The sequence below is a fragment of the Sphingopyxis sp. genome (genome assembly GCF_035944815.1).
Taxonomy (GTDB): domain Bacteria; phylum Pseudomonadota; class Alphaproteobacteria; order Sphingomonadales; family Sphingomonadaceae; genus Sphingopyxis.
This window is the reverse complement of the sequence record NZ_DASZAU010000001.1, coordinates 1-17,582: the sequence shown is the minus strand read 5'-3', so window position 1 is coordinate 17,582 and position 17,582 is coordinate 1. Positions and strand designations below refer to the sequence as shown.

Genomic DNA, 17,582 nt, shown 5'->3' with positions numbered 1-17,582 from the left:
CGTCAGTGATGGAAAGCGATGCTCTTTGGGGCTTCCGTTGCAACATCCGGGAACACCGACCTGCAATAGTCAACGAGCCAGCGCCCCTTAGCTGCTACTCGAGCTCCGCCACTTTTCGTGGCGCTTAGCGCATTCGATAAGAGGTCGTCTATCTCGGCCGGCTCTATACCAAGGAGGTAATTAACGAACGTCAGGCCATCCGTATCGGTTGCCAAGGGAAGTCCATTAGGAGAAAATAAATTCAGAAGATCGTCAGAAATGACAACTCTGGGGAACTGGGCGATGGAGTTCTCAATTCTATATGCCTCGACGAGCGCTTGGCTGAAAATGATGTCATCGTCCTCCGAGTGCTTTCCGTGTGCAATTCCTCCGCGACAAAGTATTCCTTTCCTGAATAGGAGGCATTGAAGGAGAGAAATCGAATTAAGAAATTCTTTGAATGCCCCGGAATCTGGTTTGAATGGGCGTGATACAATAATAGAATCAGAAAACTGAATTAGTTTCTGATTTTCAGATAGTTGAATTTTCCTAGCTTCAGATAAGGTTTCTTTTATCAATGGAAGAAATATAGGTCCAGAATTTCCAGAATGGCAGTCTGACTTTACCATTTCTGAAAATCCTAATATGTCTATAAATGACAAGAAGTAATAATCGAGTTTCATTTATATTTTTTCTGAAATTTCAGCTAGTATGTCAAATTCTTTGCTGAATTCTTCCATTCTTGCAACTTTGTCTGTCCAGACGTTCCCTTGCCACTGGGGCCCAATGGCCTTCGAATCAGCCTGCTCTATGCCAAAAACGGGCTTTCCAAGCTCTTGCATTAGCGGAGCAAGGCTTACGAAATCAGGAATGGCAGCGACCGCGCAATTTGAGGCATCGTACCCGGAGGTCAGATCTACACCATCCTTGGAGTATTTTTCCAACGTGGGCTTGAGTTTGTCTGCAAATTTTAGCGGCAGCTTGTCCATCCAGAACTTATATCCCTTTTTTGGGACACCGCTAAGTTTCTTAAAGTTTTGTACGATCATTCCAAGAAACTTAGGCCGGCCGGGTCGAACAGGGAGGCCGAGTGCCATAAAGTCATCAACAATTTGGCTGTGCTCCTTTAACCAGCGATCAAAAATCGCCGAGAGCGTGCCCAATGCTTGGACGTTAAAGCGATCCGGAACTGTCGGGACAAAGAAGCCGTCGCATGTCAAAAAGCACGCGCGCGTAATCGCTCCAGAGCTAGGGCCTACATCGATCAGAATAAATGAAAAACCCAATTTATCAGAAATTCGCTCGAAAAAATCTCCGATCGCTACATAGGTCCTTTTTTCATGAATTTTGTCAGAGAATCTTTGGCTATGGGCTTCTGACAAAGCGTCTTCAATATCGCTCAGCCCTACGTCTCCTCGTAGCAAAAACAAATTTTCTTTTGTTTCGATGAGTTCTACGGCGTCGATGTCAATCTCCGAGGTTGTTCCCTCTATTCGAGGTTTGAGAGCTTGAAGAAGAGTGGTTCCTTCGAGTTGATATTCTTGACCTGTTTGTTCAGATTTCTCATCTAATTCGGTTATTCTCTGAGCAAGCATTAGTTCTGTCATATTGCACTGCGGGTCAGCGTCTACCACTAGAACCTTGTGGCCTCGGTCCCGAAGTTTGTGGGCTAAATTGAAGGTGGTCGTGGTTTTAGAAACGCCGCCTTTATGGTTGTAGAGAGACAGAATTTTGACCACTTACGCGCTCCTTACGGTCGACTGGATGCTGCACGACTAGGGATTTTTATTGATTAGAACGTGGTGATCAATCAGAAAGCACGACGTTCCCTTTTCCAGCGGCAGCCAATCTCCATAAATCATCTGTCGCGCGATCACCTACTTTCCTAAGTGTTAGTTTCGCTCCACTATTACCGGCGGCAGCTGCCAAACGCCAGAGTTGGTCAGTACTGTATCGACTTGCATCGAAATCTAGCCCGCCACCCGCCGCAGCCACGCGCCAGAGATCATCAATGGGTTTGTTTGAGAGCATATGTAAAACTCCGCTAAATTTGCTGAGTTGTCACTAGCGATCGCTTGGAAAAGTTTGCTCCAATACTCAAACCGAAAACCCGCCCGAGTTGCGCCGGTTCGAGCTGGCTGCCAGCACCTTCTTGCCCGTCGGGGTCAGCGCCCATTTGGCGCCCTGCTTGACGACGAGGCCCAGCGTGACGAGTTCGTCGCGGACCGCGTCGGTTGGGAGTTGGGGGCGGCGGTTCGAGAGGCCTTCGAGGGTCGCGCGCTGCGGCTGGCTGAGGATCAGCAGTTTTTCTTTTTTCTTTTCGGTCATTTTGGGCCTCTGACTCTTTGCGTTGCGCGGGGGTGGCGGCGTTGCTGGCCCTCCCCGCTGCAACTAGCGGACGGAGCCCGCAAGTTTCGCTGCCCCTCCCGCAGGCGGGAGGGGTTTGAAAGGGCTTACTCGGCGGCGATGCCGGCTTTGGCGAACATGTCTTCGCCGTCGTTTTCGGCGTCGCTAGCGGGGGCGGCTTCGTCGCCGGTCTTCGCCTTCTTGCGGTTGTCGAAGCTCGACCACACGGTGTTCCAGTCGCCGCGCGTCGCGCCCTTGCTGTACTCGGTTGCGCGCGTTTCGAAGAAGTTGGCGTGCTCGACGCCGTTGAGGAGCGGGGCGAGCCAGGGGAGGGGGTGTTCGTCGATCATGTAGATCGGCTGGAAGCCGAGCTGCCCGAGGCGCCAGTCGGCGATGTAGCGGATGTAGCGCTTGATCTCCTTCGGCGTCATGCCGGGGACGGGGCCCTGTTCGAACGCGAGGTCGATGAACGCATCCTCGAGCCGCACCGTTTTCTGGCAGGTGTCGATGATGTCTTCCTTCACCGCCTTGGTCAGGCAGCCGCGTTCCTTGGTGAAGGTGTGGAACAGCTTGATGATGCCTTCGCAGTGGAGGCTTTCGTCGCGGATCGACCAGCTGACGATCTGGCCCATGCCCTTCATCTTGTTGAAGCGCGGGAAGTTCATCAGCATCGCGAAGCTGGCGAAGAGCTGGAGCCCCTCGGTGAAGCCGCCGAACATCGCGAGCGTGCGCGCGATATCCTCGTCATTCTCGACGCCGAAGGTGCCCATATAGTCGTGCTTGGCGCGCATCTCGTCATATTCGAGGAACATGCCGTACTCGCTCTCGGGCATGCCGATGGTGTCGAGCAAATGGCTGTACGCCGCGATGTGCACCGTCTCCATGTTGCTGAACGCGGTCAGCATCATCTTGATTTCGGTCGGCTTGAACACGCTGCCATATTTTTCGTGGTAGCAATCCTGCACCTCGATATCGGCCTGCGTGAAGAAGCGGAAAATCTGCGTGAGCAAGTTGCGTTCATGATCGCTGATCTTTTGCGCCCAGTCGCGGCAATCCTCGCCCAGCGGCACTTCCTCGGGCACCCAGTGGATCTGCTGCTGGCGCTTCCAGAAATCGAACGCCCAGGGATATTCGAAGGGCTTGTAGGTCTTGCGGGCTTCGAGAAGAGGCATGGCGGTTACACTCCAGAAATTCGGGCGGTCAAAGCGACCGTAACATGGGCATCACGCCGGCGAGGACGAACCCCGTCCCGGCGATCATGAACAGGAGGCTCGAGAGCTGGCTCTTTTTCGCTCCGGGCTCGTCGGCTGTCTTGCGCGCGCGCGTCGTCATGACGGCGCTGAGCGCGAAGAATACCGCGGCGAGTGCGATGTATGTGACGTTCACATTCATCGCGTGATCTCCGCACGATCCATCACTGACAATATGGGACGCTCGCGGGGTAAACATCCTGCCGAAGGCATTGATTTTCATTTATTTTTTCTCTAAATTTCAACTCGTGCCAAGGCAAAACGTAAACTTTCATGAGCTAATCCCCCGTATCAACGCCAATTCAGACCGAAGTCTGTGCATCGCCGTTTACGCTATCTGAATCGGGCTCGTCTTGCTATGCCGAAACGATCAAGTGAGGAAAAAAAATTCGGACCTTCTGCACAATATGTTGCGGATAGCTGCTTCCGCACGTGCCATATGTCGATTTTGGCGTGTCGGTGGGAAATTCCTCACGCTGCCTCGCATTAAACGCGTTCAACCGTGAAGAAGACTGCAACCAACAGCGATTCTGGCATCAGCCACCCGCGAACAATTTTTGGGCGTATCGGCGAGTTGCAAAGCGCTACTGCACTTTGCAACTCGCCGATGCGCAACGCCGAAGGCGCCTCACGGCGTCCTACGATCTGCTTTACGCAAGCTGGATATCGCTTGGAGCGCTTGGTACGTGTTCGACAGATGCTGATGATATTACGTGTTGCGCTACTGCGTAACTCGGGACTTATCCGTCGACCGAGAGGTGTACTTGTCCGGCTATCGATCTCAAGCAGGGAACCTTGATCACCGAGGATTATGACGGTGCGCTTATCAGCGTCTATTCGTTCGGCGGCAATGGTGGCGACGACGCGCAGGGCGGTTCAGGCATGCGTGCGCTATAGCGCGAGTCCGGGACGTGGCAATATTTCGCGCTTCCGAATGTGAAGAAGCCTATGTTTGTTGCCAGCATACATCACCGCTCAGAAATTCCGTTACGGCATTGCGAATCTACTGGCGGTATTGACGCGTTGCTTTATGCGCCTAGCTGCGACCCGAATGGAGGGGCTCCTTTCCATTCACACTCCTTGGCGGCCCTTCGGGGCCGCTTTTTTGTGGGCGTTGATACGAGTAAGCGGGGAACTGTCCCGCTTTGCTTTTCCAATGTCCCCCAACGTCGGCAGTGCGCCCGATGTCGGCCATTGCGTTCGGTACTTATCTGACCTTGAAAGCTGACACTAGAATTTCAAAGATAATTGGTACCTTCGCTGCGCCTTGTTGCTTGGCCATATGAACATTTTTGGCGCCGTGATTGACATCCGTCAGCCGAGTGACAGCCGCCTTCGCTACAATCCGCGCTAAAGTCCAATCATCCGAAGGCCGGGAGTCCCGTCGCTTGAGGTCGTGATTCTCTGCGGACCATTATGCAAGCGGCTTGTTTTTTCGTGACTGTGTGTAGCGTTTCGTCTTCACTGGTATGAAGCGAATGATGATGTCCCGGAACTTGCAGATGCGCCGCAAGTGGTCGTGCATCAATTTGAGTTCATACTGTGCGATGAGGGGTATATCGCTCTTGTCTGGTTGAGGCTTCTTGTCGCAGTAGAGAAGCCAAAGGCAGAGGCTGTAGTCTCGGCCATGATTATCTTCGATCGCCGGTTTGATATAGGCGAGATAGGCATCGGTTTGGGCGCAGCCGCTGTCCGAGATATGTCCACGAATTTCTTTGAGAAAGACATCGTCGGTGAGGAAGGCTTCGCAGTAAAATTTCGCCTGTGAGAAGAGATAATTGATTGAGGAGGCATCCTTATACTGCTTCGCATTGATGATCCGGATGCGTCCATTGCCCTCAAGATCGAGGATGTCGCAGAATTCCTTATTTTTTAGCCCCGTCCCAATTTTTAGTTTTGCCTGATCGAAAAGTATGGTGGAGGGTCGGCGCGCGACGACTTCGCGATTGAATTTCGCCTCACTGTTAATCTTCCGACCGTCGTCGCTAATGTCGATGCCGCTATACAAAGCTTCGGCCGGTTCTTCGCGAACTCGGTTTGCCATGAAATCAAGAATGGACTGGTGGAATTCGGGGTCGACCTTCGTCCATCGGCCGCTGCTGAGTACGAAATAGTCGCCGCCGATCGCATGTTCATAGATCAAACAATCGTAGATGGGCCAACGCTTGAATCCCAAGATACGATCCTCGGCTGGCGAATAGGCATGGATGCGCTTCGTCTGCAGCCGGTCGACGGTGATGTCGGATGAATCTTTAAAGACCTTCTCGATCTGCGCCGGCTCGAGAAAGGAGTAAATGATGTTCTCTTTTTGCGGCTTATTCGAATAGGAATAGCCGTAATCCTCGTCGGCCAGAAACTCCGGAATGCTGAGATCGATGCGTGCGTAGTCCTTTGCTCGAAGCGCATTGATCAGAAATCCATCGAGTGTTTCTACTTCAGCTTCCGAAGCAGGTTGGAAATTGCGGTAATTTGGAAAGAGGTCGATATAGTCGCGCGCGCCGAAGCGTTCGAGAAACGTCTGGCACTTCTCAACCAGGCTGTCCCAGCCAAGTTTCTCCTCCCCGATGACCTTCACCGTCAGGGAATCTCGCCCTTGAAGAGTCGTATGCTTCTGGCCTTTTATGTGCGCCGAAATGTAGCGGAGGTCTTCGGCTTCGCTGAGGCCGAAGACGAAAGTGTCGGAGGGTTTGCTCGCCTGTCGGTCAATATGCGTTGGCGTGATTGCATTGCTCTGTGTCCGGGTTTGCCGAATTTCTTCATTACCGCACATGTTCATTGCAGTCTTAATACCGAAATCGGGTTCGAGCATTTTCTTGTTGAGGCAGCTAGCCGCGCTTCGCCCAAAAACCGCAGCGAAGAGGCGGTCTCCGGTCTGGAGTAGAAGTATGCCGTTTGGACTACGGCTCGCGTCGGCGAACTCGAATGGTAGGTCAGCACCCATCTGCTCGTTGACGAACTCTAGCCATGGCGGATTTTTTCGTGCGGAGTATGTCTCGAAATAAGCGAAGCGGCAAACGGCGTCTTCGATCTCAAAATCGACCGTCCGAGCGGCGAGCTTCGTATCAACACCCGCGTCGTCGTCGAAGATCGATTCGAACGTCACCTCGCTCTTTGCAAGATAGAAGGTGATTTGCCCAATCTCTCCGCTATTTTCAGCCATCTTGCCTCGTTCGTGTGCGCACAGCTATTTTGGTTCCCACCAGTAACTTGATCTATAACACATCTCGTCGATACCTGCGAATTTGGTGCTCCGATTTTCCCACATGTTCGTTCCATTACTGAACTTCGTTTCGTCATTGAGTCGATCGTAGACATCTCCTGAAATGAAAGTGCAATACGGGTACTCCCGAATATCGGACAGCTTCGCTGCGAAACTTGGAGGGCGTCCGATCCAGATCAGGTCATTATTATTGCGAATGCCCGCGCGGACAGCCCGGCTCGTCCCGACATCAACTCCACAGGCTTGGCGGATTTTGACATCGTTATTCTTCACTGAGTTGAAGCGCGACGTTGCTGCGGGCTCGATGACGTGTCGGGTGGCCCACTGGATCTGCAAGGCTGCCTTTACCGCGCTGCTTCGCTTTGCATCTCCGATGAAGACGCCCATTACACGGTCGCCGTCGAAACTTCTGATCTCGCCACCTCGAGCACGGATGATCCTAGTGGCGCAGTCGAGATAGGCGCGGATGATTTTGGCTGTAGTGTCCCACGGACACTGTTTAGCTATCAGTCCCGAACCGGCTAGGTCGGCGTAGAGAAAGGCAGCGTCGAGCTTCACAGCTCCGTCGGTCAGTGAAACATCTGCAGAGGTCGGAATCTTCTGCCCATCTCTTTCCTTGAAAGCTGTCCCAAGGATGGCCTCAACCGACGTCTCGAGCTCGCTCTTTAGTGCCATTCCGGTCAACCGTGCATCACGGGGAGGCGTGTATGCTCGATCGCGGTCATTACAAGGAAAATTGAAAATGGGATCAAGGTGGCAAGTGTCATTCGTATGGCCATCGCAACCGCCTTGTATTTGTCATCGAGGATATGTGCATTTCGCCAGATCTGGCCAAGGATGTCCGAGCGATAGTCCGCGTCACTAACAGCTTCGAATTCAGCTCTATAATTCGATTCTGTACGTGTTCGGATCGCGCCAAAGAAGACAAGGCTGCCTTCGCCGCCCTTCAAATCGGGAAAGTTGCAGCGGTAAAGGTAGCCAAACGACGCGATCAATCCAAGGATCAGAAAGGCGCCAGGGACCGTAATGTACCAGCGGGCAAGATCTCCTGCCTCCACGTTGAGCGCGCTTATAGTCAAGATGGCGGAATTGACCGTAAATAGTCCCGCCACCTTCGTGTCGACACGCGGAAAGAAGCTCAGTACGCGTTCAAGTTGAGCCTCGATGACCTGCAAGTCTTTCATTGTGCACCCCCCGGAGCGAAATAATATCAAGGCATCGGTTGCGCGCAACCCATGAGAGAGGAAACACAGCTCCCTTCGCAATCATCCGCAACCTCGTGAAGCCTCCTAATCATGCCGGTCCCAATAGCGCGCTACTATGCGCCGTTCGATCCGAACAATTTCATCCGGTTCGGTATCGACATCTGGATCGGCAGCAGTCCGTGAATATATTGTGGGGGTCCAGAGCTTCCGTCAACGGAAGCGAGAGCAGGAAGGGAGCGGGACGCGATGGCGAGCAGCAACAATCTGCATATTTCAGGAGGCAAATGGTGACAGCCATCATCGATCGCTTCCGCGGGGACGCCGGACGCGACAATCTGATCGATGCTCTGATGGAGCAGGCGATCGTAGGAGGAAGCCGCGATATCGCCAAAGAGTTCGCCGATCGACTCGACCTCGTCGCGGTTGCGGAAGGAGAGACTCTCATCACGCAGGATGCCGATGACAATGATCTCTTTTTGATCATTGTTGGTTCGTTCCGCATTCTCATCAACGGCCGCAACGTCGCGGTGCGGGGACGCGGCGATCATGTCGGCGAGATGGCGCTGATCGAGCCGACGCAGGCGCGGTCCGCGAGTGTGACTGCCAGCGAGCCGTCTATCGTGGCCAAGCTAACCTATGCACAAGTGACGGATCTCGCGTCGCGCCATCCAGAAATCTATCGGGCCATTGCACGGGCACTTGCGCGACGTCTGCTCGAGCGCAATCGCCTAGTTGGCGCGCACCGCGAGGTGATCAAGGTCTTTATTATCTCGTCCGCCGAAGCACTACCTGTCGCCCGCATCATCCAAAATAGTTTCGAGCATGATCCGTTCCAAGTGATCCTGTGGACCGACGGGGTCTTTCGCGCCACCAGTTACGCGTTGGAGGCTCTTGAGAACGCAGTCGATGAATCGGATTTTGCCATCGCTGTCGCGCACAATGACGATCTGACTCTTTTTAGAGGGCAGGAATGGCCGAGCCCACGCGACAATGTCGTATTCGAACTCGGTCTCTTCATGGGACGGCTTGGGCGCAAGCGCGCGATTCTAATGGAACCGCGAGAAGACAAGGTAAAATTGCCTAGCGACCTCAGTGGGATAATGACGATCCCTTATAGCTATGCAGCAGGTCGCGAGGCCGCGGCGATGATGGCCCCCGCCTGTAATCATCTACGCGACCATATTAATGAGTGGGGACCTTTCAACGGGTAGTGGCTGGCATTGGCGTGCCGCCATGTCTTCACAAAATCACTTAGCAGGCGGATGATGTTCTGCTAACGTTCTTGGTTCGATGAACTCGCTGGCACAACAGATTGAGACCTGAAAAAGGAGAATGATGGATGGCTTGGGACGAAGATCGGGCGAAGGGCCGGATCCGCAAGTTCATGGACGGCGTTCCACAAGGTGAGATTAAGGTCGAGGATTTCCGTACCTTCATCGCCGAGGCGCGGATGCAGAAGGCAAGTTTTGCGGACGCGTCGGTTAAGGCAGGCCTCATTGATATCCCGCGCAACCGGGCGATCACGACGGACGCGGTGCATATTTATGCGAACCTTACGGACTTCAACGATGTCCTAACCGACGCTGGGCGGGAAACAGAGGCCAGTCATCGGCGGGCACTGGAATTTTTGCATGCTCATTATCGCGCCTGTGACGAACTCATCGACGAGTTCGACATGCAAAGGGTCGATTTTCATGGGTCAAGGCTGCATGCCGTGGTCCTTTCGCCTGAGGGGCAAGAAAATGAAGGCGAGCGGGTCCGCGTGGCGGTTTCTTTCGCGGCCGCATTTCGTGAGATGGTCGAACGCCTCGGCGACGATCATCCCGAATTCCAAACAGCCGTGTGCATCGGTATTGATAGCGGGCCAGCGGTTGCTATCGATTCAGGTCGCAGCGACGAACGCGAGCCGTTGTTCATCGGGAGCCCGGCCAATCATGCCGCAAAATTGGCGGCCGGCGAGGAGGGGCTGAACCTTAGTCCGCGCGCGGCGCGCGCTTTAGGCCAGACACCTGACCCACTAACTAAGACGGTTGCCTTGGGGAATGTGCTCGAACATCGTTATCTTGCAGATGAGCTGACAACCTCCGGGATGAAGGCAAGCGGTAATGCGCGACTGGAAAAGGCATATGCGGCAGTTCGCGAGAGCCTCGAGGATCGCAAGAGTGCAGACGGCAGCGACGCCGTCTTTCGATTTCATCATAAAGAGCCACCGCTAAAGGATCTCAATTATTCTGAGCATCCGCCCAGCAATGCCGTCCGCATGGATCTGGCCTCAATCTTCGCCGATATCGACAATTTCACCGTCTATATCGACAATGCAATTTCGACCGGCCAGATTGCAGAGGCTGTGGCCAATCTGCATGTCATTAGAGCAGAATTGGGCGCCGTCCTGCGGGACGATTTCAATGGGCGCAAGGTTCGCTACATTGGCGATTGCCTCCATGGACTGCTTGCCGAAGGTACCAGAACCGAAACCGACGCGATGGCGACGATGAAGACCGCCATCAATGCTGCTGCCGGCTTGCGATCCTCGTTTGAGCTTTGCCGCGACATGTTGCCCGGGATCGACAGTCTCGGCCTTGCCATCGGTATTGACTATGGCGTGACTCCGATTTGCAGGATCGGGCTGAGGGGAGAGGCGAGCGTGCGTGCAGCGGCGAGCCGCGCGACGTGTGTATCCGAAGCAGAGCAGCAGCGCTGCGACGGTACTGAGACCGCCCTCGGCGAGCGCGCATACCGGGTGTCACCCGCGAGTGTACGCGAGGCCTTCTCCAGCGATCGTGTCGTCCCCAATCTCGACGTCGAGACGGCCGAGGTGTTGCTCGGGACAATGGCTTCACCATTTGTCGTGACAAATTCGGAACCTGAACCGATGCGCGCACATCATCCTGAAATCGCGCCTCCTATGCGAGCGCACGACCGTAAGTGAAAAATGCGATCCGTCACCTGGCCGACAATGCGCCAGCTTGGTTTACCGTAAAGAATGCTACCAACGCGGCACTCGTCGGTCGCGCCCGCGTCCCTAAGACGCCTTGGACAGAACGCGGGTTGGGGCTGCGGATATTCGGCGATCCCAAGCCGCGCGTGTCAGAAGATGTCCCTGGGACTGACCTGCCGGCGCGCTGCCCCGAGCGACACATTCAGTATGACGAGAGCTTCTGCCTCGGCCTAAGGTATATCGATGTGCGCTCGCCGAACGACGCGGCCCAATGGTGGGAACAGCTTCGCCAGTTTCTCGTTTGCCAAAGCGTGGCCGAGCGAACCCGAGTCTGGCCGCCATCGCACGCCCTCGATCACGGCGATGCGGGCAAGTATCATGAAAAGGCGCTGGCATTGGCGGCAGAGGCTGGCGTCGAAGAGGAATATGCTTCGGCACGGTTAAACGAGCCCTCTTGGCTTACCGATCGGAGCATCCGACTCTTCGATAAGCGAGGAAACCCAATTAATGGCCGCTCTCTCTGTCCACGCGGCTGTATGCGACGCGCTCGCGGTCGCGCGGTTAGAATTCTGCGCGTTGATTGCCCGAAGCGCGTGATCTTGGTCGAGCTTGCTCATACTGAAAGCCTCCGCCGAAAAGCGCTGGCGGACTATTGGAAGCATGTATTTAGTGAGGGGACACGTTGCTGCAGGACGATGCGATCGTGCCCTCTTGGCCAGCATGAAGACGAAGCAAATTCGGCGACCAGTGCTATGGCATAGTGTGTTTGCTTTCTAGATGATTGCATTCTTTCGGAGAAATTCTGCAACCTTCGGATCGAGATCGTCGGTCGGGAAAAGCAGGCTATAGGCTGTGACGGCAAAGCTCGTTGCTTCCATCGCCTTCACGTCGCCCTCATCAAGTGAGCCGTCGGGATCCCTGTCGGCATGCTTCAGAAAATTGAACGGCACAGTTAGGAATTTCAGCGCATCTAGCTCGGCCTTTGGCGCATCTTTAATGTTGATATCTTCGGGAGATTTGACATCTCCCGCGTCAATTGCTCGCGCAATTCCTTCCACCCACTCGGCGACGATAGGATGTTCAGGGAGTCCATTTTCTTCCCCCTTCAGTCTCTTAGTCGCACCGTCAAAAAGAACGGAGCGGAACACGCGCTCGAAAAACGAGGTGCCACCGACCTTCGAAAGTTCCCGCAGGAGATTGAAAGCCGAAGATCCGACAACGTGGATCGCGAGAGGATCTGCATTGACCTCGAACATGTCGACTGCAGCATGTATCAGCCGTCGAGCAACGTCTTGTTTACTGAGACCATGTTGAGCCATCTGTTTGTTCCCGTACGCGGTGAGGCAGCTGTTACCGATATTTGAGGGGTCTTGAACTTTGTCCAGACGTTCCTGGCATAGGAACGTCCGCTACCTCCTATCCCAAAGCCAGAAGCTGACGGTCCGCCATCGGCCATTCCGATACTTGCGGCCAAGGAACGGACCTCCGATCGACAAAATAGTATCCTGCGAAGGGAAGCGATCGATCAGGGGAGATAAAGGAAGAGGCAGAAACCTTGGTTCGCAATCAGCCTTCTCGCAGCAAGGTCATCACCCTCGCCATTGAGGTCGATTTCGCAACTGCGTTTCCATGGACCATAGCGGTGCGGCAGATTGGTGCCTCGCCCGTCGCGTGTCAGCGCGCCGCGCTCTCCGGGGGCCGTGAAGCACCAGACTTTCATCGAGCCGCATAGCTCCCGCAGCATGTCATGCCGATCCTCCCGCCGTTTCCTGATCGAGGGAGACTCGTCAGGATCGCGAAGCCAACGTGCGATATATTACACTTCGTGCGTCATTATAATGGGCAGCCAGATTTGTGCAATATGACCATTCAGAAGGGCTGCAAGGACTCTACAGCGGCCGATTATGGGCTCTGGCTATCGATCGCGATCCCGCTTTGGATCAGCGCTTTTGCGAGCGAAGTCGTCATTATGCATTGATAAATAGTGATAATTTATAAGGTTCCTCCTCTGCGGCGGTGGGGCGCGCGGGTGTGGAAATCTCGATTGACATAAAGATTGCGCGTGTTACGAATAATAGTGGTTCTGGGGACGGTGTCTGATTCTTCGGTCAATGGCTGATCTTGAAGGTTTGACAGGTCGGGCCTCGGCACCGGGCGTTGTATTCTGATCGGCTGGACGAGCATCTCGAAGATTACGGCAATCCGCGAATACCGAAGTGCACATCAAAGGAAGCGTTCCCATGAAACTTTTTGCTGTCTCTCTATTGTCCGCTGCCGCAATCGGATTGGCCACCGCCGGCCCCTCTGGGAAGGCCATGGCGCAGGCGGCGCCGCCCGCATTCGCCGTATGTGCGGCTTGTCACAAGGTTTCGGCAGATGGCGCCAATTCCGTCGGCCCGAATCTCCGCGGGATTGTGGGGAAGAAGGCGGCCAGCAAGCCCAAATATGCCTATTCGCCGGCCTTGAAAAAGTCGGTCCTGGTCTGGAACCCGGAAAACCTCGATCGCTGGCTGGCCGGACCCACCAAATTGGTGCCCGGCAGCAAGATGGTGACGGCCGTCCCCAACGCCGCGAACCGGAAGGCGATCATTGCATATCTTGCCACACTGAAGTGACACGCTGATCGCGGATCGGCGTTTGCCCTAATCGGTCTTCCGATCAGCTGCGCGGACCGCCTCGGAGGCGCGGGACATCAAGCTGGCTTTTTGTCGGCTTGAGCGCGCGCTCTGCTCGCTCGGGAGCAAAGCACTTGGGCGTGACGAATAATGTCGCGTCAGCCGCCACTTGGATGATGGGGGTGATCAGTTCGGCCAGAATATCCGCGGGCTGTCGCCGCGCCCGCCTGCTTCTCTGTCGGATGGTCGATAATTTCGACCGCCCGCCGAGGCGAGGTGGCGATTTCTACCAGGGCAAGATTTCCGCGTGCTGCCATTTCTTTCGGTACGAGACCCCATCGTCTATCCGCGCATCGCGCTCGTCGTGAGGGCTTGCCGGCCGTTGCCAAGGTGCCGGGAATATCGGTCCGCCGGTCTGAATGGTCGCCTGACCAAGACCCGCGTTGTGGGACACGTCGACGCCAAGCAGATCGGCGCAGGTGGTCAGTGGGCGATCGATTTCGAGAAGAGATTCATGACGACGACTCCGGCCACGATCAGCCCGATTCCCGCCACTGCCGGGCGATCGAGCGCCTGGCCCTGTATCGCCCACGCGATGAGCGCGATGAGGACTATGCCCACACCGGACCAGATCGCGTAGGCAATGCCGACCGGGATGCTTCGTAGCGTCAGCGACAGGAAGTAAAAGGCAATCGCATAGCCGGCCACCGTTATCGCGGTCGGGCCGATGCGCGTGAATCCCTCCGATTGTCGGAGAAAGGAGGTCGCGACGACCTCTGCGAGAATCGCTAGGGACAGATGAAGATAATGCATGAGGCCTCCGCTAATTTACATTGCGTATGTTACCTTATCTCGACCGTTGGACGGAAGCTTTTTCAGAGTTGGAATGTCGCGCTTCGCTTGGCATCAACGAGCTTATCAAATGGCCGACGGTCCTTTTCCGATCGCTTCATCGCATTTGTCCTTGCGACCTACCGGACTGACGATCAGTCAAACGCGGTCAGCCAGGCGCAATATATCCAGCAGCGGTTTGGCGTAAGCGGTCGGTTCTCGTCGACTCCATCGTGCCTCTGCTCCGAAATAATCCGGTGGCCGGGCGCCGAAATACCTCTTACGTCTGTGTCTAAATTTAGATATCGGTTGTTATGTCAACGCGAAGGTGCTTCGCGTTGAGAGTGGGCACTCTCCCCGCTCCCAGACGGGGTGGCGCTTTCGCGTCCGATGCGCGACCATCGGCACGGGGAGGCGCCACTTTCCTTATGTCAGATGCCAGCCATGCCTATGTGACGGCCGCTCCGGACTTGCCCGGTCCTGTTCCATTGCATGCAAGGCATGCCTTGTTCGACGTACGACCGGCCTATCTTGAAGCGGCCTATGCCGAGTTCGAAAGAAAATAGGGGACGTTCGACGATTTTCTCCATCGGGGGTTGGGACTGACCAGCGCGGAGGTGGATCAGTTGCGTTCGAAATGGCTGATCGCCGCCACCGAGGTTTCTTGAATACCGGGGCGCTGTTCCGCGAACTAATCATCAAGTGATGCCCCATCCTACGCTGCTGCCAAGTACTCGGTGCCGTGATTCCCGGAGGTTCCGGTTACACGCAGCGGCGCTTCATATTTATGATGACAAATGCGCTGTAAAAAATTATGGCGCCCCGTCCGCAAGACAGGGGAATCTATTTACCAGCCGCATCCCTTGGATGATGGCCGATGGAAACCGCCCCGGAGCCGGACTCGCGCGCGGCTGCGTTCATCCCGTCGCGATCTCGCCAAGTGATTGGAGCCGAATATGCGTATCGCAGTTCTGAAGGAGTTAGCCGAGGGCGAGGCCCGCGTCGCCGCGACCCCCGAAACGGTGAAGAAATTCATCGGGCTGGGCGCAGAGGTTGCCGTTGAAGCGGGGGCGGGGGAGGCCGCGTCGATCGCCGATGCCGACTATGCCGCCGCCGGTGCCAGTGTCGGCAGCCTCTCGGATGTGCTGAAGGGTGCAAACATCATCCTCGGCATCCAGGGGCCCGATCCGAAGGGGCTCAAGGGCTTCGCCGACGGTGCCTGGCTCGCCGCCGGGCTCAATCCGTTCGGTGAGCGCGCGCGCGTCGACGAATATGCCAAACTCGGCCTCGAAGCGCTGGCGATGGAATTTATGCCGCGCATCACGCGCGCGCAGTCGATGGACATTTTGTCTAGCCAGGCGAATCTCGCGGGCTACAAGGCGGTGCTGATGGCGGCGAACGCCTATGGCCGCGCCTTCCCGATGATGATGACCGCCGCAGGCACCGTCAGCGCCGCCAAGGCGTTCGTCATGGGCGTCGGAGTCGCCGGGCTTCAGGCGATCGCGACCGCGCGTCGCCTCGGCGCACAGGTCAGCGCGACCGACGTGCGCGCCGCGACCAAGGAGCAGATCCTCAGCCTCGGCGCCAAACCGATCTTCGTCGAGACGGTCGCGGGGATCGAGGGCGAAGGCGCGGGCGGCTATGCTACCGAAATGTCCGACGAATATAAGGCGGCGCAGGCCGAACTCGTGTCGTCGCACATCGCCAAGCAGGATATCGTCATCACCACCGCGTTGATCCCTGGGCGCCCCGCGCCGCGGCTGATCTCGGACGCGCAACTCGCGACGATGCGCAGCGGCAGCGTGATCGTCGACATGGCGGCCGAGAGCGGCGGCAATGTCGAAGGCTCGGTTGCGGGCGAAGCGAAGAAGTTCCACGGCGTCACCGTGATCGGCGCGAAGAATATTGCCGCGCTGATGCCCGCCGACACCAGCGCTTTGTTCAGCCGCAACCTGTTCAACTTCCTCTCGGCCTTCTGGGACAAGGAAGCGGGCAAGCCCGTGCTCGACGAGGAAATCGGCAATGCCGTGCGCCTGACGCACGGCGGCAAGGTCGTCAACGAACGGCTGCTCGCCTGATCGGCGGCTAGCGGGAGATACGCAATGGACTTCATTTCCATCTTTTCGATTTTTCTTCTGGCCTGCTTCGTCGGCTATTTCGTCGTCTGGTCGGTGACCCCGGCGCTGCACACGCCACTGATGAGCGTCACCAACGCGATTTCGTCGGTCATCATCGTCGGCGCGCTGATTGCCAGCGCGGCAGCGGGTTCGGCGACTTCGACGTGGCTCGGCCTCGCGGCTGTGGTGATGGCCAGCATCAACATTTTCGGCGGCTTTGCGGTTACCGCACGCATGTTGGCGATGTACAAGAAGAAGGGGCGCTGAGATGAGCATGCAATTCATCCTTTTCGGCGCCGGAACTGGCGATGGCGCGATACCCGCGTGGGCTGCCATCGCCTATCTGGTAGCGGGCGTCCTCTTCATCCTTGCATTGCGCGGTCTTTCGAGCCCCGCGACTGCGCAGAGCGGCAACCGCTTCGGCATGATCGGCATGACCATCGCGGTCGTCACGACGCTGCTGACGCATGCCCCGGTCAGCACCACCGGCGCTCTCGACACCATCGGGCTTGTCGAAATTCTCGTCGCGATCGGCATCGGTGCGGTGATCGGCATCGTCATGGCGCGGCGCATCGCGATGACTGCCATGCCGCAGCTCGTCGCGGCTTTTCACAGCCTTGTCGGCCTTGCCGCGGTCGCAGTGGCCGCCGCCGCCTATCTTAACCCGGTCGCCTTCGGCATCGCCGATGCCGCGGGTCAGATCCATGTCGTCAGCCGCATTGAAATGGGCCTCGGCATTGCGATCGGTGCGATCACCTTCTCGGGATCGGTCATCGCCTTCCTCAAGCTCAACAGCAATATGTCGGGTTCGCCGATCATGCTGCCGGGGCGGCACGTCATCAATCTTGGCACGCTCGCCGCGATCGTCGCACTGACCGCCTATTTCACGCAGGACCAGTCGCCGTGGGTGTTCTGGACGATCACCGGCCTCAGCTTCGTCATCGGCTTCCTGCTGATCATCCCGATCGGCGGCGCCGACATGCCCGTCGTCGTGTCGATGCTCAACAGCTATTCGGGCTGGGCCGCGGCGGCGATGGGCTTCACGCTCGGCAACACCGCGATGATCATCACCGGCGCGCTC

Annotated in this window: 18 protein-coding genes; 7 read left to right on the top strand and 11 right to left on the bottom strand. The window is 56.2% G+C overall.

Translation table 11 applies throughout. The features are described from left to right. Positions 1-2: 2 nt before the first annotated feature. The 9 genes from VGU00_RS00085 to VGU00_RS00045 form a co-directional block, all read right to left on the bottom strand. Positions 3-662: a hypothetical protein gene (locus tag VGU00_RS00085; protein WP_327464241.1), complete on the bottom strand. Its 660-nt coding sequence runs from the start codon at positions 660-662 to the stop codon at positions 3-5. Further along, positions 663-1,718, bottom strand: a complete 1,056-nt coding sequence (locus tag VGU00_RS00080) for a ParA family protein (RefSeq protein WP_327464239.1) — start codon at positions 1,716-1,718, stop codon at positions 663-665. Between the two features lie 67 nt (positions 1,719-1,785). Beyond that, positions 1,786-2,010 (bottom strand): hypothetical protein, encoded by a 225-nt coding sequence (locus tag VGU00_RS00075; RefSeq protein ID WP_327464237.1) that lies wholly within the window; start codon positions 2,008-2,010, stop codon positions 1,786-1,788. Positions 2,011-2,076: 66 nt separating this feature from the next. Beyond that, on the bottom strand, positions 2,077-2,307 hold the full coding sequence (locus VGU00_RS00070) for a hypothetical protein (protein WP_327464235.1): 231 nt from the start codon (positions 2,305-2,307) through the stop codon (positions 2,077-2,079). Between the two features lie 125 nt (positions 2,308-2,432). Beyond that, positions 2,433-3,497 carry a ribonucleotide-diphosphate reductase subunit beta gene (locus VGU00_RS00065; RefSeq protein WP_327464233.1) on the bottom strand — a complete coding sequence of 355 codons (1,065 nt, stop codon included), beginning with the start codon at positions 3,495-3,497 and terminating at the stop codon, positions 2,433-2,435. 28 nt (positions 3,498-3,525) lie between these two features. After that, on the bottom strand, positions 3,526-3,798 hold the full coding sequence (locus VGU00_RS00060) for a hypothetical protein (protein ID WP_327464231.1): 273 nt from the start codon (positions 3,796-3,798) through the stop codon (positions 3,526-3,528). A 1,191-nt stretch (positions 3,799-4,989) separates the two neighbouring features. Next, positions 4,990-6,735: a DUF6119 family protein gene (locus tag VGU00_RS00055; RefSeq protein ID WP_327464229.1), complete on the bottom strand. Its 1,746-nt coding sequence runs from the start codon at positions 6,733-6,735 to the stop codon at positions 4,990-4,992. 24 nt (positions 6,736-6,759) lie between these two features. Continuing rightward, positions 6,760-7,470 (bottom strand): adenylate/guanylate cyclase domain-containing protein, encoded by a 711-nt coding sequence (locus tag VGU00_RS00050; RefSeq protein WP_327464227.1) that lies wholly within the window; start codon positions 7,468-7,470, stop codon positions 6,760-6,762. Between the two features lie 5 nt (positions 7,471-7,475). Further along, complete coding sequence (locus VGU00_RS00045; protein WP_327464225.1) at positions 7,476-7,979, bottom strand: Pycsar system effector family protein; 504 nt, start codon at positions 7,977-7,979, stop codon at positions 7,476-7,478. Between the two features lie 305 nt (positions 7,980-8,284). Here VGU00_RS00045 and VGU00_RS00040 point away from each other — a divergent pair, with 305 nt between their 5' ends. The 3 genes from VGU00_RS00040 (at position 8,285) to VGU00_RS20080 (ending at position 11,699) form a co-directional block, all read left to right on the top strand. Continuing rightward, entirely contained in the window at positions 8,285-9,211 is a 927-nt protein-coding gene (locus VGU00_RS00040) for a TIR domain-containing protein (protein WP_327464223.1), read from the top strand. 128 nt (positions 9,212-9,339) lie between these two features. Beyond that, entirely contained in the window at positions 9,340-10,929 is a 1,590-nt protein-coding gene (locus VGU00_RS00035; protein WP_327464222.1) for an adenylate/guanylate cyclase domain-containing protein, read from the top strand. Beyond that, positions 10,926-11,699: an E2 domain-containing protein gene (locus tag VGU00_RS20080; RefSeq protein WP_414713466.1), complete on the top strand. Its 774-nt coding sequence runs from the start codon at positions 10,926-10,928 to the stop codon at positions 11,697-11,699. Before VGU00_RS00035 ends, VGU00_RS20080 begins: the two co-directional genes overlap by 4 nt. 12 nt (positions 11,700-11,711) lie before the next feature. Here VGU00_RS20080 and VGU00_RS00030 read toward each other — a convergent pair whose 3' ends face one another. After that, positions 11,712-12,257, bottom strand: a complete 546-nt coding sequence (locus tag VGU00_RS00030) for a hypothetical protein (protein ID WP_327464220.1) — start codon at positions 12,255-12,257, stop codon at positions 11,712-11,714. Positions 12,258-13,178: 921 nt separating this feature from the next. On the opposite strand from VGU00_RS00030, the gene VGU00_RS00025 reads away from it, so the two are divergent. Next, positions 13,179-13,553, top strand: coding sequence for a c-type cytochrome (locus VGU00_RS00025; protein WP_327464218.1), 375 nt, complete (start codon positions 13,179-13,181; stop codon positions 13,551-13,553). 483 nt (positions 13,554-14,036) lie between these two features. On the opposite strand, the gene VGU00_RS00020 is transcribed toward VGU00_RS00025, so the two are convergent. Continuing rightward, positions 14,037-14,366: an SMR family transporter gene (locus VGU00_RS00020; RefSeq protein ID WP_327464216.1), complete on the bottom strand. Its 330-nt coding sequence runs from the start codon at positions 14,364-14,366 to the stop codon at positions 14,037-14,039. A gap of 974 nt (positions 14,367-15,340) precedes the next feature. Between VGU00_RS00020 and VGU00_RS00015 the strand changes: the two genes are divergently transcribed. From VGU00_RS00015 to VGU00_RS00005, 3 genes are all read left to right on the top strand, one after another. Next, on the top strand, positions 15,341-16,462 hold the full coding sequence (locus VGU00_RS00015; protein ID WP_327464214.1) for an NAD(P) transhydrogenase subunit alpha: 1,122 nt from the start codon (positions 15,341-15,343) through the stop codon (positions 16,460-16,462). Positions 16,463-16,486: 24 nt separating this feature from the next. Continuing rightward, complete coding sequence (locus tag VGU00_RS00010; RefSeq protein WP_327464212.1) at positions 16,487-16,768, top strand: proton-translocating transhydrogenase family protein; 282 nt, start codon at positions 16,487-16,489, stop codon at positions 16,766-16,768. Position 16,769: 1 nt separating this feature from the next. After that, on the top strand, positions 16,770-17,582 hold an 813-nt coding region (locus VGU00_RS00005), incomplete at its 3' end, for an NAD(P)(+) transhydrogenase (Re/Si-specific) subunit beta (RefSeq protein ID WP_414713465.1).

Coding starts and splice junctions, on each gene's coding strand:
- VGU00_RS00085 (WP_327464241.1), bottom strand. CDS start 662: ATGAAACTCGATTATTACTTCTTGTCATTTATAGACATATTAGGATTT.
- VGU00_RS00075 (WP_327464237.1), bottom strand. CDS start 2,010: ATGCTCTCAAACAAACCCATTGATGATCTCTGGCGCGTGGCTGCGGCG.
- VGU00_RS00070 (WP_327464235.1), bottom strand. CDS start 2,307: ATGACCGAAAAGAAAAAAGAAAAACTGCTGATCCTCAGCCAGCCGCAG.
- VGU00_RS00065 (WP_327464233.1), bottom strand. CDS start 3,497: ATGCCTCTTCTCGAAGCCCGCAAGACCTACAAGCCCTTCGAATATCCC.
- VGU00_RS00060 (WP_327464231.1), bottom strand. CDS start 3,798: ATGAAAATCAATGCCTTCGGCAGGATGTTTACCCCGCGAGCGTCCCAT.
- VGU00_RS00055 (WP_327464229.1), bottom strand. CDS start 6,735: ATGGCTGAAAATAGCGGAGAGATTGGGCAAATCACCTTCTATCTTGCA.
- VGU00_RS00050 (WP_327464227.1), bottom strand. CDS start 7,470: ATGGCACTAAAGAGCGAGCTCGAGACGTCGGTTGAGGCCATCCTTGGG.
- VGU00_RS00045 (WP_327464225.1), bottom strand. CDS start 7,979: ATGAAAGACTTGCAGGTCATCGAGGCTCAACTTGAACGCGTACTGAGC.
- VGU00_RS00040 (WP_327464223.1), top strand. CDS start 8,285: ATGGTGACAGCCATCATCGATCGCTTCCGCGGGGACGCCGGACGCGAC.
- VGU00_RS00035 (WP_327464222.1), top strand. CDS start 9,340: ATGGCTTGGGACGAAGATCGGGCGAAGGGCCGGATCCGCAAGTTCATG.
- VGU00_RS00030 (WP_327464220.1), bottom strand. CDS start 12,257: ATGGCTCAACATGGTCTCAGTAAACAAGACGTTGCTCGACGGCTGATA.
- VGU00_RS00025 (WP_327464218.1), top strand. CDS start 13,179: ATGAAACTTTTTGCTGTCTCTCTATTGTCCGCTGCCGCAATCGGATTG.
- VGU00_RS00020 (WP_327464216.1), bottom strand. CDS start 14,366: ATGCATTATCTTCATCTGTCCCTAGCGATTCTCGCAGAGGTCGTCGCG.
- VGU00_RS00015 (WP_327464214.1), top strand. CDS start 15,341: ATGCGTATCGCAGTTCTGAAGGAGTTAGCCGAGGGCGAGGCCCGCGTC.
- VGU00_RS00010 (WP_327464212.1), top strand. CDS start 16,487: ATGGACTTCATTTCCATCTTTTCGATTTTTCTTCTGGCCTGCTTCGTC.